The following is a 13,648-nucleotide window of genomic DNA, read 5'->3' as shown; positions in this document are numbered from 1 at the left end:
CCCTTCAGCTCCCACCTCAAGCGCGGTCGATCACCGCCTTGAGAAATCGCCGGGTCCGGTCGTGATCGGGATCGTTGAACAACTTGTCCGGCGCGGCGCCCTCCAGCACCTGCCCCTGGTCGAACATCATCACCCGATCCGAAACATCGCGCGCGAACTGCATCTCGTGCGTGACGCACAGGATCGTGATGTCGGTCGACGCGGCGATCTCGCGCAGTACCCGCAGGACGTCCGCGACCAGTTCAGGGTCCAGCGCCGAAGTCACCTCGTCCAGCAGCAGCACGTCCGGCCGCATCGCGAGCGCCCGCGCGATCGCGACGCGCTGCTGCTGGCCGCCGGAAAGCCGCGTGGGATGCGCGTCCTTCTTGTCCGAAAGCCCGACCATCTCCAACAGTTCGAGGGCTCGTGCCTCGGCCTCGTCGCGGGCGACGCCGAGTGAATGGATCGGCGCCTCGGTGATGTTGCGCAGCACGTTCATGTTCGGGAACAGGTTGAACTGCTGGAACACCATACCGATCCGCTTGCGCACGGCCCGCAGGTACTTTTCGTCGGCGGGCACCAGCTTCTCGCCGCGCTTCATATGGCTGAGGTAGTCACCGCAGACCTCGATGGTGCCGCCGTCGACCCGCTCCAGGGTCATCAGCAACCGCAGGATCGTCGTCTTCCCGGACCCGCTCGGCCCGATCAGCGAGACGAACTCCCCCGGCGCGACGGTGAAATCGAGGTCCCGCAGCACGACGTGGTCACCGTAGGACTTGACCACCTGCGAGAACCGGATCATCGGGGAATCAACTGAGGGCGGCACGACGCTCCAACCTTCTCACCAGAATCGACGCCGGCAGGCTCACCAGCAGGAACAGCACCCCGGCCAGGGTGTACGGCTCGATGACGCGGAATGTCTCGGCGCCGACCTCTTTCGCCCGGTTGAGCACGTCGAGAACACCGATCCCCAGTAGCAGCGGGGTCTCCTTGAACAGCGAGATCGTGTAATTGCCCAACGCGGGCAGCACCCGAGGGACCGCTTGCGGCAGGACGACCGCCGTCCACACCCGTCGCCGGGGCAGATTCAGCGCGGTCGCGGCCTCCCACTGTCCTTTCGGGACAGCCTCGATCCCGGCGCGGTAGACCTCGGCCGAGTAGGTCGCGTAATGCACGCCGAGTGCCACGACACCGGTGACGAACGGCGACATCGTGAACCCCGTCAGCGGCGGCACCAGGTAGAAGATCGCGAACACCTGGATCAGCAACGGCGTACTGCGGACGAACTCGATGAACATCCACACCGCACGAGACAGCACCGGGATCTCCGCGCGCCGGACCAGGGCGAACACCAGCCCGAGCGCGTACGCGACCACCGAGGCGAGCAGGGTGATCTCGACGGTGACAAGCAAACCCTTCAACAGCAGGGGAATCGAGTCGAACGCCGCTTCCCAGCTCCAGTCCATCAGACACCCCCCGCCGCGGCCGTCATCTTCGACGGCGTCCTGCCGAGACGCCGCGCCGCGACCCGCTCCAGCGCCCGCATCCCACTGGTGATCAGCAGGGCGATCAGGAGGTAGAGCACGAGTTCGGTGCCGTAGATCCAGCCGATCTCGGAACCGAACACCGGTCGCAGCAGTTCACCTTGCCGTGCCATCTCCGGAACCGCGATGAACGAGAGCAGAGCGGTGCTCTTCAGCAACTGGATGAACAGGTTGTTGAACGGCGGCAGCATTTCCGCGAACGCCTGCGGCAGGATCACCCGGCGCATCCGCTGGGCGGGCGACAGGTTGAGTGCGACTGCACCTTCGAACTGCGCCCGCGGGACGGAGTTCACCGCGCCGCGGACGATCTCGGCACCGTAAGCACCGTGGTTCAGGCCGAGCACCAGGATCCCGGCGAACATCGGGACCAGCTGGAAGCCCACCAGCACCGGCAGGACGAAATACAACCAGAACAGTTGGACGACCTCCGAGGTGCCGCGAAAGATCTCCACGTAGACCCGGGAAATCCCCCGCACGACCCTGGACGGCGATCGGAGCGCGAGGCCCGCGATCAACGAGAGCACGACGGTGACCGCGATCCCGCCGAGCGCGGCGGTGACGGTCGCGGTCAGTCCACTGAGGACGGACGTGATGATATGCGATACCGACGACGACATGACGTCAGCCCCGTTACACCGCGCAGAGTTTCTCTGTGGTGACATCGGCCTTCGGCAGGTTGTCCGCCGAGAACCCGAACGGCGTCACGATCCTGGTCCACTCGCCGCTGTCGTGCAGTTTCTTGAGTTCGGCGTTGAACGCCTCGCGCAGCGGGTTGTCGTCCTTGCGGAAGACGAAGGCGCCCGCGGAAACGACCGGCTGCCCGTCCTTGATCGGATCGAAACCGGGCGTGACTTCGGCTGCCGCGCCAGGACTCTTGCTCAGGACGTCCTTGAGGGAGATGTCGGTCAGCGCGGCACAGTAGACGCGACCGTCGGTGACCGCGCGGAGCATGTTGTCCTGCGAATCGAGGGTGACGATCTGGTCTTCCGCGACGCCGGAATCGGTGGCGTAGCCCTTCTCGACGGCGGCCGAGAGCACGGCGACCTTGACCTTCTTCGCGGCGATGTCCTCGAACTTGCGGACCTGCTGCGGATTTCCCTTCGGCACCAGCAAAGCGGTCAGCGCCGAGTAGTCGGGGATCGAGAACGCGGCGGCGTCGCACCGTTCCTTCTTGATGTTCATCCCGGCCGCCACGAGGTCGTACTTCCTGGCGTTGAGGGCGGGAATCAACTGGTCGAAGGAGACCGCTTCGGCTTCCACGTTGTCGATGCCCATGGCCTTGAAGACGGCGCGCGCGACTTCCGGCGCCTCACCGGTGACCTTGCCGGTTTGATCCGTGAAACCGTACGGAGCTTCGTTCGCGATACCGATCTTGATCTTCTTGGAGCTCTTCGCCGCCTCCAGCGCGTTCCCGGAGGACGTCGACGTGCACGCGGACAACAGCACCGGGCCGCCGATCGTCACCGCCCCCAGAACGGCCGACCGCCGGAAGAATTCCCGCCTTGACCACTCGCCGTGCGCCACAGCAGCACCCCTTTTCGATTAATCGGTTCAATCGAAACGTAGGGGGGTACCTTTGCCCAGGCAATGTGAGTGACTCCCTCGCCAGCCGCCGTTACGGTACCGAGATTTACGGTGACTTTACGTGCTCAGGCCGTGGCGCTCCCGCACCAATCCCACGATTCCGTCCATGATGTCGGTGAGTTCGTAGTCCTTCGGCGTGAACACTTTCGCGATCCCGCGCTCCAGCAGGAGTTTCTCGTCGTCGGGCGGGATTATGCCACCGACGATGACCGGGATTTCGCCCGCGCCCGCGGCCCGCATCCCGTCCACGACCTGCGGCACGACCTCGAGATGCGAACCCGAGAGCACCGAAAGCCCGACCACGTGCACGCCCTCCTGGACGGCCGCCGCGACGATCTGTTCCGGCGTGAGCCGGATGCCCTGGTACACCACCTCGAAACCGACGTCGCGCGCTCGCACGGCCACCTGCTCGGCGCCGTTGGAATGCCCGTCGAGACCGGGTTTGCCGACCAGGATCCGCAGCCGCTCGCCGATCTCGGCGCTCGTCGTCTTGACCCGGTCACGCACGCGGCGGATCTCCGCGTTGCCCTCGCCCGCGGCCGCCGACGCGGAAACCCCGGTGGGAGCGCGGTATTCGCCGAACACCTCGCGCAGAGCCCCCGACCATTCGCCGGTGGTGACGCCGGCGCGGGCGCAGTCGATAGTGGCCTCGAACAGGTTCTCCGAGGTCTTCGCGATGGCCTTCAACGTCTTCAGCGACGACTCGGCGGCCGCGTTGTCGCGCTGCGCCCGCCATTCTTCGATCGCCGCGACAGCCTGCTTCTCGACGGCCGGGTCGATCGTTTCGATCGCCTTGGCGCCTTCGGCTTGCAACGGCGAAGGCTCAGTGGTCTCGAACTTGTTGACACCGACCAGGATCCGCTTGCCGTCCTCCATGCCACGCCGCAACTCGGCGAGCGAGGCGACGAGCTGGGACTTCATGTATCCACTCTCGACGGCCGCGACCGCGCCGCCCAGATCCTGCACCCGCGCGATCTCCTCGCGCGCGCCCGCCATGATTTCTTCGACCTTGGCCTGGATGACGTGCGAGCCGTCGAAGATGTCCTCGTACTCCAGCAGATCGGTCTCGAACGCGAGCACCTGCTGCATCCGCAGCGCCCACTGCTGATCCCACGGCCGGGGCAGGCCGAGCGCCTCGTTCCAGGCGGGCAACTGGATCGCGCGGGCCCTGGCGCCACGGGAAAGCGAGACCGCGAGCATCTCCAGCACGATGCGCTGGACGTTGTTCTCCGGCTGCGCCTCGGTCAGCCCCAGCGAGTTGACCTGCACGCCGTAGCGCAGTCGCCGCGCCTTCGGATCCGTTACGCCGTAACGGTCCCGCGTGATCTCGTCCCAGAGCGTGGTGAACGCGCGCATCTTGGACATCTCTTCGACGAAACGCACCCCGGCGTTGACGAAGAAGGAGATCCGCGCGACCACCTTGGCCATGTCGGCCCGCTCGACCTGCCCGGAATCCCGGACGGCGTCGAGGACGGCGATGGCGGTGCACAACGCGTACGCGACCTCTTGCGTCGGCGTCGCACCGGCTTCCTGCAGGTGATAGCTGCAGATGTTGATCGGGTTCCACTTCGGCACGTGGTGCACGGTCCACGCGATCATGTCGGTGATCAGGCGGAGACTGGGGCCCGGCGGGAAGATGTAGGTGCCGCGGGAGAGGTATTCCTTGATGATGTCGTTCTGCGTGGTGCCGGTGAGTTTGGCCAGCACCTCGTCCACGTCTCGCCCTTCGGCTTCGGCCTGCTCGCGCGCCACGGAGACGTAGAGCGCCAGCAGCCACATGGCGGGCGCGTTGATCGTCATCGACGTGTTGGCTTCGGCGAGCGGGATGCCGTCGAAGAGCCGCCGCATGTCGCCGAGATGGGAAACCGGGACGCCGACCTTGCCGACCTCGCCCTTGGACAGTTGGTGGTCCGGGTCGTAGCCGGTCTGCGTCGGCAGGTCGAAGGCGACGGAAAGGCCCGTCTGCCCCTTGGCGAGGTTGCGCCGGTAGAGCTCGTTGGACGCGGCCGCGGACGAGTGGCCCGCGTAGGTCCGCATCACCCAGGGGCGGTCCCGTTCACGGTCCGTGGGATAGGGCACGGTACACCTCCGGCGCTGGACGACCGCTTGAGTGTACCGGCCGGTAACATCACCCGCGTAGTTGAATCGGACACAGTCGGGTCATTCTCCGACGGCCGGTTCCTGGCGCTGTCGTGCCTCGTCAACGGCTTTCGCGAGCTTTTCCCGCACTTTCGCCGCCTCGCTGACACCCACCAGGATGACTGGCGGCTTGCGGTCCTTCCCGGAACCCGCGCCGAAGTTCGCCGACGCCCACACCAGCACGCCGAGCCTGCCGAACGTGATCGTCCCGGTCTTGCCGGGCCCGGGGGTGACGACGGGATCCGCCAGTTCGGCCAGTGCCGCGGACTCCTCCTTGCGGCGCACCAGCGAACTGGTCGCGATGACCCGGCCGTCCGTCACGGCGTAGGTGGTCGAGGCGAGCCTGAGGTACCTGATGAGCGGCCTGCCGACGAGATGGAACACGCCGGCAACGGTGAGCACGACCCACGCGACGGTGAGGAAGGCCGTTTCGTGGTTGTAGAAGAAGAACAAAGTGACGGCGGCCAGCCAGAGCAGGCCGAAAGGGACATTGAAGCAGTCACCGGGGTTGAAGAGGGGCCTGCGCACCGGAGTCCCGGCCCAGATGACCCGTTCGCCCGGCAGGAGGTCGATCTGCCCCTCATGCATGGCACCGCACACTACCCGTCCGGGAGGCGGGCGGCAGTGTCCGTTCGTCGGTTACCTACGGGCCTCGGCGCACCTCTCGCTGCGCCGAGGCGATCAGGTCACGAGCCACGGCCGGATGCTCCATGTCGAGCAGTTCCGGGCACTTCGGATCCAGTTTCACCGGGCACCAGCCCCGTATCCCCAGATACATGAGCGGACGACAAGCCCGCTTCATCCCGCTGACCAGGGTTCGCCGGAATCGTGGCGGGCGACTGTGACCGAAATTCGCGAGACTCGTCCGCGCCCGGCGTCTAGCGTCGGCAACCGTGACGTGGAGTTCGTACAGCAGCTATCTGCTCATCGTCGTCTTGATCGTCCTCGCGCCGGGACCGGACACGATGGTGATGCTCAAGAACTCGCTGTCCGGCGGCACCCGCGGTGGGTTGCTGGCGACGGCCGGGATCTTCGTGGCCAACTCCGTCCAGGGCACCGCCGCCGCGCTCGGCCTCGGCGTCGTCATCGCGCAGTCGCAGCCGGTGTTCGTGACGCTGAAGTGGGTCGGTGCCGCCTACCTGGTCTTCCTCGGTTTCCAGGCGCTGCGCGGCGCGTGGCGGGGCGACTACGCCGGTGTCGCGGCGGCGAAGCACCAACGGGCGAGCGGATTCCGTCGCTTCCGCGAAGGCTTCCTTTCCAACATCACCAATCCGAAGGTCCTCGTGCTGTACCTGTCGGTGCTGCCGCAGTTCCTCGACCCCGTGACGACCTCGGCGTGGGACGCCCTGCTGCTCGCCTACACCGTCGCGGTGCTGGGCGCGATCTGGCTGATGGCGCTGCTGTTGTTCGTGCACCGCGTGCGGACCTGGCTGGAACGACGCGAGGTCCGGCGCGCACTCGACGGCGTCACCGGAACCGCGCTGGTCGGTTTCGGCGCCGCACTCGTGCTCGAAGGCTAGGCCCGGTCGGGTTCGCCCGAGACGCGCTCGATCCGCGCGCCGAGACGGTTCAGGTTCTCCACGAAATGCGGGTAGCCGCGGTCGATGTGGAAGACGTCCCAGACCTCGGTGACGCCGTCCGCGCACAGCCCGGCCAGCACCAGCCCGGCGCCCGCGCGGATGTCCGCTGCCCACACCGGCGCGCTGGAGAGATTCTCCACGCCACGGACGACGGCGTGGTGCCCGTCGGTGCGCGCGTCGCCGGAGAGCCGCATCATCTCTTCGATGAACCGGAATCGGGCCTCGTAGATGTTCTCCGTGATCATCGAGGTGCCTTCGGACACCGCCGACAGCGCCACCGCGAACGGCTGCAGGTCGGTCGCGAAGCCGGGATACGGCAACGTCACCCAGTCGACCGCCTTCGGGCGCTCGGTCTGGACGATGCGGAAACCCTTGTCGCCGAACGTCTCGACCTCGGCACCCGCCAGGCGGAGCTTGTCGAGGACCAGGTCGAGGTAATGCGGGTTGACGCCGCGGACGGTCAGGTCGCCCCGGGTCATCGCGGCGGCGAACGCCCAGGTCGCGCCCACGATCCGGTCACCGATCACGCGGTGCTCGGTCGGGTGCAGCTTCTCGACGCCCTCGACGGTGAGGGTCGAGGTGCCGGCACCTTCGACCTTCGCGCCCATCTCGATCAGCATCGTGCAGATGTCGACGATCTCGGGCTCGCGTGCGGCGTTGTCGATGACCGTGGTGCCCTCGGCGAGCACGGCGGCCATCAGGATGTTCTCGGTGGCGCCGACGCTCGGGAAGTCCAGCCAGATCTGCGCGCCGCGCAGACCGTCGGCCTTCGCCACGACGCAGCCGTGCTCGATGGTGCTGGTGGCGCCCAGCTTGCGCAGGCCGTTCTGGTGCATGTCCAGCGGGCGGGAGCCGATGGCGTCGCCGCCCGGCAGCGCCACGACGGCTCGCTTGAGCCGCCCGACCAGCGGACCCAGCACGCACACCGACGCGCGCAGCTTGCCCATCGCGGCCGAATCGGCCCGGTGCGACAGTTCGGCCGGAGTGGTGATCTTGGCGGTGTCGCCGTCGATGACGACGTCGCAGCCGACACTGCGCAGGACGTCTCCCATCAGCGGGACGTCCAGGATCTGGGGGCAGTTCGTGATGGTCGTCGTACCCTCGGCCAGCAAGGCCGCGGCCATCAGTTTCAGGACGCTGTTCTTCGCCCCGACCACGTCGACCTCGCCGACCAGCCGTGCTCCGCCGTGCACGTCGAAGTGCTCGCTCATGGGCGCCAATCATGCCCTCTCGCCCGGATTTGCCTTACGCCGGGCCGGTAGAGTCGGCTCCATGGTCGTTCGCATCAACCGCGTTTACACGAAGGTCGGCGACAACGGCACCACGGCACTCGGCGACGGCTCCCGCGTGCCGAAGACGTCACCGCGGCTGTCCGCGTACGCCGACGTCGACGAAGCCAACTCCGTCATCGGGCTCGCGCTCGCGATGGGCGGTCTCTCCGGGGAGATCGCCGACGTACTGCGAGGGATACAGAACGATCTCTTCGACGTCGGCGCGGATCTGTGCGCGCCGATCGTGGAGAACCCGCCGTACGAGCCGCTGCGCATCACCGAGCGGTACATCGAGCGGCTGGAAGGCTGGTGCGACGAGTTCAACGAGCGCGTGCCGAAGCTGACGTCGTTCATCTTGCCGGGTGGTACCCCGGGGGCGGCGTTCCTGCACCAGGCCCGCACTGTCGCGCGCCGGGCCGAGCGTTCCGGCTGGGCGCTGTACGAGGCCGAGCGGGCCGCGACCAATCAGCTGGCGATCAAGTACCTGAACCGGCTTTCGGATCTGCTGTTCATCTTGTCGCGGCTGGCGAATCCGGACGGCGACATCCTGTGGCAGCCCGGCGGCGCGAGCTGAAGGACGCTTTCCCCACATAAGACGCAGCGAAGGACGCTTTCCCCACGTAAGACGCGGGGAAGGCGTCCTTCAGCTTCGGTCAGCCCTGTTCCTGTGCCGCCCAATAGCGCTCGAGGTCGACGTCGGGCGTGCCGTCTTTGCCCGGGTCGATCGCCTTCATCGTGATCGTGTCCTCCAGGGACACGGAATCGGGAAGGTGGCTCCAGCGGTTCGCGTCCTCGCTCTGAGTCATACGCCGAGAATAGACGGGGATCACGTTCGCAGCCCGGTAGAAATGCCGGTCGGTGAAGATCTCATGTGCGCGTCGCTTCCGAAGCCGCCCACGTGACCGCAACATTGCGGCAGAGAGGTTCACAGGCCCCAGGAGGCGCGAAGGGAGACGAGAGCGTCGTGGAAGGCCGGGAAGGTCTTCTTAACGCACCCCGGGTCGTCCAGTGTGATCCCCGGCGTACGCAACCCCGTGACACTGAACGCCATCGCGATCCGGTGATCCCGACGGCACTTCACGAGCGCCCCCGCGGGCGACGCAGGCCGAATCTCGATCCAGTCCCGCCCGGTCTCCACCGGAACACCCATCGCGCGCAGGTTCTCCTCGCACGCCGCGAGCCGGTCGCATTCCTTGATCCGCGTGTTGTAGACGTCCTCGATCCGCACCGGCCCGTCCGCGAACGGCGCGATGGCCGCGAGCGTCGGCACGGTGTCGGAGATGTCGCGCATGTTCACCGTGACGCCGCGCAGCCCGCCCGTTCCGGTCACGGTGACGGCGTCCGGGCCGACCTCGACGTCCGCGCCCATCTGCCGCAGGACCTCGACGAAGGCCAGATCCCCTTGCAGCGCGCCGTCGCCAAGGCCCGGCACCGTCACCGACTGCCCGGTCAAGACCGCCGCCGCGAAGAAGTAGCTCGACGTCGAAGCGTCGGGCTCGATCTCGTAGTGACAGGCCCGGTACGGCGTGGGCGGCACGATGAACGTGTCGCCCTCCCGGATGACCTCGACGCCGAAGCGCCGCATCATCGCGAGGGTGATCTCCACGTAAGGCACCGAAACGAGGTCGGTGACGGTGATCCGCAGCCCCTCCGTGGTCAGCGGGCCGACCAGCAGCAACGCGGTCAGGAACTGCGACGACAGGCCGGCGTCCAGCGTCAGGTCCCCGCCCTTGATCCCGGCGGCCCGCACCATCAGCGGATGGTGGCCCGGCGCGGCTTCGAAGGTGAGGTCGACGCCCAGTTCCATCAGCGCATCGGTGAGCGGTCCCAGCGGACGGGCGCGCATCTGCTCGGAAGCGTCGAACCGGAAGGTGCCGTGACCGGCGGCGGCCAGAGCCGGGAGAAAACGGGCGGTGGTGGCGCCGTCGCGGCAGAAGACGTCGGCGCTGTCGACGGCGGGACCCGCAGGCCTGCCGTCGATCGTCCACTCGTCGGAGGAACGGGAAACCTCATAGCCAAGCTTGAGAAGGCCCTCGGCGAAGCCCTCGGAGTCATCCGAACGCAGCGGCCTGCTCAACACGGTCGTTCCGTGGGCGGCGGCCGCGAGGAACAGGCCTCGGGCGGTGATCGACTTCGAACCGGGGATGTCGACGATGGTCACGGCGCGAGCATACGGCGTGCTCGAAGGGCGAACTCGCGTGATCAGATGGACAAGATCCGTGATCAGACGGAGAACACGCGTGATCAGGAAGCGCGCGGGAGGCGGCGGCCGGGTGGGGCTGACTCGAGCCAGGAGAGGAAGCCGGTGAGGGCGCCGGGGCCCATCGCGATCTCGATCGCCTCCTGCGTGGCGGACTCACACCGCAGGACGATCGAGCCGTCGGGGACGGCGTACGCCTCCGTGCCGGAGGGATCGCGCCGGTCCGCGATCTCCATACTCGCCCGTTGGAACACCCGGTCCGGGCCGTTCCGCATGCTCCACACCCGGAACCAGACGAACTCGTCGCCCTCGTAGCGGCCCAGCCCCAGATGCCAGCTGGACCGCGCCTCGTCCGGACGCCACCGCAGCGCGACGCTCACGCCACCACCGCGGCGCATCCGGACCCACCGCAACGAATACCAGGCCACGACGACGGCCAGGATGGTCAGGGCCCCGAGAACACCCACGGCGATTTCCACGGCCCGGCCCCTGCCCGTCGCCCGGTCAGACCGACTGACCGGCCGCGCGAAGCTGGGCGGTCGCCCTAGCCCGCTCTTGCTCGTCTTCGCCGCTCAGCGCCTTCTTGGCCGCATCGACGTCGATCTCGTGCGAAAGCTCCGCGCTCTCGGCGAGGATGCTCACGCCGGTCGCGGTGACCGACAGGAACCCGCCGTGCACCGCGGCGGTCACGGTCTCGCCGTCCGTGGTCGTCACCTTCACGACGCCACCCTCGACGAGCTGGCCCAAAACCGGCTCGTGACCGGCCATGATGCCGATCTCGCCCTCGGTGGTCTGGGCCACCACGAACGTGGCGGTACCGGACCAGAGACGGCGCTCGACGGCTACCAGCTCGACAGAAATCTCAGCCACGTAGCTTCCCTTCACCTCAGGTGCTGGCACCGAGTGTAATGGTCGAAGTTCCCTGTATGCGAACGACGGGACCAGCGTCCACAGTAGACACCGATCCCGCCGCTCATCGGAACATCACTTCTTGGTGATTTCCTTGTACTTCTTTTCGAGGTCTTCGAGGCCACCGATACCCAGGAACGCCTGCTCCGGGTAGTGGTCGAAGTCGCCCTTGGTGATGCGGTCGAAGGACTCGATGGTCTCCGACAGCGGCACGGTCGAGCCCGGGATCTGCGTGAACGCCTCGGCGACCAGCATGTTCTGCGACAGGAACCGCTCGATGCGGCGTGCGCGCTGAACGGTGAGCTTGTCCTCTTCCGAGAGCTCGTCCATCCCGAGGATCGCGATGATGTCCTGCAGTTCCTTGTACTTCTGCAGGATCCGGATGACCTCGGAGGCCACGCGGTAGTGGTCCTCACCGACGATGGCCGGGTCGAGGATCGTCGACGTCGACGCCAGCGGGTCCACCGCCGGGAAGATGCCCTTCTGGAACACACCACGCGAAAGCTCGGTGGTGGCGTCCAGGTGGGCGAACGTCGTCGCCGGCGCCGGGTCGGTGTAGTCGTCCGCGGGGACGTAGATCGCCTGCATCGAGGTGATCGAACGACCACGGGTCGAGGTGATCCGCTCCTGGAGCTGACCCATCTCGTCGGCCAGCGTCGGCTGGTAACCCACGGCCGAAGGCATCCGGCCCAGCAGGGTCGACACCTCGGAACCAGCCTGGGTGAACCGGAAGATGTTGTCGATGAAGAGCAGCACGTCCTGGTTCTGCACATCGCGGAAGTACTCCGCCATGGTCAGCGCGGACAGCGCGACGCGCATACGCGTGCCGGGCGGCTCGTCCATCTGGCCGAAGACGAGGGCGGTGTCGTTGATGACGCCGTCCTCGGACATCTCCAGGAAGAGGTCGTTGCCCTCACGGGTGCGCTCGCCGACACCGGCGAACACCGAGGTACCACCGAAGTTCCGGGCGACACGGGTGATCATCTCCTTGATGAGCACCGTCTTGCCGACGCCGGCACCGCCGAACAGGCCGATCTTGCCACCCTCGACGTACGGGGTCAGCAGGTCGACGACCTTGAGGCCGGTCTCCAGCATCGTCGTCTTGCCCTCGAGCTGGTCGAAGGAAGGCGGGTTGCGGTGGATGCCCCAGCGCTCCAGGTCGTCGCCGTAGCCGGGCTCGTCGAGGCACTCGCCGAGCGCGTTGTAGACGTGGCCCTTGACCTTGTCGCCGACCGGCACCGTGATGGGGCCGCCGGTGTTGGTCACCTCGGCACCACGCACCAGGCCGTCCTGCGGCTGGAGCGAAATGGTGCGGACGAGGTTGTCACCGAGGTGGCTGGCGACCTCGAGGGTCACCGTCTTGCGCAGCTGCTCGAACTCGATTTCGACCTTGAGCGCGCTGAACTGGTCGGGAACGGAACCGCGCGGGAATTCGACGTCGACGACCGGGCCGGTCACCGAGACGATGCGCCCCTTGGCACGCGGGGTTTCAGTACTGGTCATCAGTCATCACTTCCTGCTGCGGTCAGCGCGTTCGCGCCACCGACGATTTCGGAGATCTCCTGGGTGATCTGCGCCTGGCGGGCCTGGTTCGCCTCCCGCGTCAGCGAGTTCACCAGATCGTTCGCGTTGTCCGACGCCGCCTTCATCGCGGTACGGCGAGCGGCGAGTTCCGACGCCGCCGACTCGAGCATCGCCGCGAAGATCCGCGTGTTGATGTACTTCGGCAGCAACGCGGAGAGCAGCTTCTCGGCGTTCGGCTCGAACTCGTAGCTCGGGAGCAGACCGGCGGGCTTCTCCTCTTCGTCTTCGGTGTACTCGACCTCGAGCGGCGCGACGCGCTTGGCGACCGGACGCTGGGTGAGCATCGAGACGAACTCGGTGTAGACGACGTGGATCTCGTCGACACCCAGGATGCCGTCGGCGTTGCCCTCCTCGTCGTCGGCGCCGTTGAGGAACGACTCGACGATGAGCTCACCGGCGGTCGAGGCGTTGACATAACCGGGCTGGTCGGAGAACCCCGTCCAGCCTTCGGTCACCTCGCGGCCGCGGAACCGGTAGTAGCTCAGGCCCTTGTTGCCGGTCACGTACAGCACCGGCTCCTTGCCCTGCTTACGAAGCAGCGTGAGGAGTTCCTCGGTCGCCTTCAGCACGTTGGAGTTGTATCCACCGCACTGACCCTTGTCGCTGGTGATCACGAGGACCGCGACGCGCGTGGCGTTCGGCCGCTCGACGAGCAACGGGTGGTCGAGGTTGGACGAAGCGCCGGCCAACGCGGAGAGCACGTTCGTGATCTCGTCCGAGTAGGGCCGCGACGCCGCGACCTTCGCCCGCGCCTTGGTGATGCGCGCGGTGGCGATGAGCTCCATCGCCTTGGTGATCTTGCCGATGGACTTGGTCGCCTTGATACGCGACCTGAGTTCCCGGAGTTGTGCGGCCATG

16 protein-coding genes are annotated in these 13,648 nt (G+C 67.0%); 2 read left to right on the top strand and 14 right to left on the bottom strand.

Going from position 1 to position 13,648, the window contains the following annotated elements; all coding sequences use genetic code 11:
• Positions 1-16: 16 nt before the first annotated feature.
• The 7 genes from ehuA to ACM6LR_RS15135 all read right to left on the bottom strand — a co-directional run bounded on the left by ehuA (position 17) and on the right by ACM6LR_RS15135 (position 6,024).
• Positions 17-781, bottom strand: coding sequence for an ectoine/hydroxyectoine ABC transporter ATP-binding protein EhuA (ehuA, locus tag ACM6LR_RS15165; RefSeq protein ID WP_414944040.1), 765 nt, complete (start codon positions 779-781; stop codon positions 17-19).
• Positions 782-788: 7 nt separating this feature from the next.
• Positions 789-1,445 (bottom strand): ectoine/hydroxyectoine ABC transporter permease subunit EhuD, encoded by a 657-nt coding sequence (gene ehuD / locus ACM6LR_RS15160; protein WP_414939313.1) that lies wholly within the window; start codon positions 1,443-1,445, stop codon positions 789-791.
• Positions 1,445-2,140, bottom strand: coding sequence for an ectoine/hydroxyectoine ABC transporter permease subunit EhuC (gene ehuC, locus ACM6LR_RS15155; RefSeq protein WP_414939314.1), 696 nt, complete (start codon positions 2,138-2,140; stop codon positions 1,445-1,447). The genes ehuD and ehuC overlap by 1 nt, the downstream gene beginning before the upstream one ends.
• A gap of 13 nt (positions 2,141-2,153) precedes the next feature.
• On the bottom strand, positions 2,154-3,047 hold the full coding sequence (ehuB, locus tag ACM6LR_RS15150; RefSeq protein WP_414939315.1) for an ectoine/hydroxyectoine ABC transporter substrate-binding protein EhuB: 894 nt from the start codon (positions 3,045-3,047) through the stop codon (positions 2,154-2,156).
• Between the two features lie 117 nt (positions 3,048-3,164).
• Positions 3,165-5,186: a protein meaA gene (locus tag ACM6LR_RS15145; RefSeq protein WP_414939316.1), complete on the bottom strand. Its 2,022-nt coding sequence runs from the start codon at positions 5,184-5,186 to the stop codon at positions 3,165-3,167.
• A gap of 81 nt (positions 5,187-5,267) precedes the next feature.
• Positions 5,268-5,834, bottom strand: a complete 567-nt coding sequence (locus ACM6LR_RS15140; protein ID WP_414939317.1) for a hypothetical protein — start codon at positions 5,832-5,834, stop codon at positions 5,268-5,270.
• Positions 5,835-5,889: 55 nt separating this feature from the next.
• Positions 5,890-6,024 (bottom strand): hypothetical protein, encoded by a 135-nt coding sequence (locus ACM6LR_RS15135; RefSeq protein ID WP_414939318.1) that lies wholly within the window; start codon positions 6,022-6,024, stop codon positions 5,890-5,892.
• A gap of 115 nt (positions 6,025-6,139) precedes the next feature.
• Here ACM6LR_RS15135 and ACM6LR_RS15130 point away from each other — a divergent pair, with 115 nt between their 5' ends.
• Complete coding sequence (locus ACM6LR_RS15130) at positions 6,140-6,766, top strand: LysE family translocator (RefSeq protein WP_414939319.1); 627 nt, start codon at positions 6,140-6,142, stop codon at positions 6,764-6,766.
• On the opposite strand, the gene murA is transcribed toward ACM6LR_RS15130, so the two are convergent.
• Complete coding sequence (murA, locus tag ACM6LR_RS15125; protein WP_414939320.1) at positions 6,763-8,037, bottom strand: UDP-N-acetylglucosamine 1-carboxyvinyltransferase; 1,275 nt, start codon at positions 8,035-8,037, stop codon at positions 6,763-6,765. The two genes, ACM6LR_RS15130 and murA, sit on opposite strands and share 4 nt — an antisense overlap.
• A gap of 61 nt (positions 8,038-8,098) precedes the next feature.
• Between murA and ACM6LR_RS15120 the strand changes: the two genes are divergently transcribed.
• Positions 8,099-8,671, top strand: coding sequence for a cob(I)yrinic acid a,c-diamide adenosyltransferase (locus ACM6LR_RS15120; protein WP_414939321.1), 573 nt, complete (start codon positions 8,099-8,101; stop codon positions 8,669-8,671).
• 79 nt (positions 8,672-8,750) lie between these two features.
• Here ACM6LR_RS15120 and ACM6LR_RS15115 read toward each other — a convergent pair whose 3' ends face one another.
• From ACM6LR_RS15115 to ACM6LR_RS15090, 6 genes are all read right to left on the bottom strand, one after another.
• Positions 8,751-8,903 carry a hypothetical protein gene (locus ACM6LR_RS15115; RefSeq protein ID WP_414939322.1) on the bottom strand — a complete coding sequence of 51 codons (153 nt, stop codon included), beginning with the start codon at positions 8,901-8,903 and terminating at the stop codon, positions 8,751-8,753.
• Between the two features lie 119 nt (positions 8,904-9,022).
• The gene (gene aroA, locus ACM6LR_RS15110) at positions 9,023-10,258 is read right to left on the bottom strand and encodes a 3-phosphoshikimate 1-carboxyvinyltransferase (protein ID WP_414943979.1); all 1,236 of its coding nucleotides are present in this window, start codon (positions 10,256-10,258) and stop codon (positions 9,023-9,025) included.
• 83 nt (positions 10,259-10,341) lie between these two features.
• Positions 10,342-10,776, bottom strand: a complete 435-nt coding sequence (locus ACM6LR_RS15105; protein ID WP_414939324.1) for a DUF2550 domain-containing protein — start codon at positions 10,774-10,776, stop codon at positions 10,342-10,344.
• Positions 10,777-10,801: 25 nt separating this feature from the next.
• A complete protein-coding gene (locus ACM6LR_RS15100; protein WP_007028324.1) occupies positions 10,802-11,167 on the bottom strand; it encodes a F0F1 ATP synthase subunit epsilon in 366 nt (121 codons plus the stop codon).
• A 114-nt stretch (positions 11,168-11,281) separates the two neighbouring features.
• Entirely contained in the window at positions 11,282-12,709 is a 1,428-nt protein-coding gene (gene atpD / locus ACM6LR_RS15095) for a F0F1 ATP synthase subunit beta (protein WP_414939325.1), read from the bottom strand.
• Positions 12,709-13,647, bottom strand: coding sequence for a F0F1 ATP synthase subunit gamma (locus ACM6LR_RS15090; protein ID WP_414939326.1), 939 nt, complete (start codon positions 13,645-13,647; stop codon positions 12,709-12,711). The genes atpD and ACM6LR_RS15090 overlap by 1 nt, the downstream gene beginning before the upstream one ends.
• Position 13,648: the final 1 nt, after the last annotated feature.

Source organism: Amycolatopsis sp. cmx-11-32 (assembly GCF_047608695.1).
GTDB lineage: Bacteria > Actinomycetota > Actinomycetes > Mycobacteriales > Pseudonocardiaceae > Amycolatopsis.
Note: the sequence above shows the minus strand (reverse complement) of the source record. Positions and strands in the feature narration are given on the sequence as shown.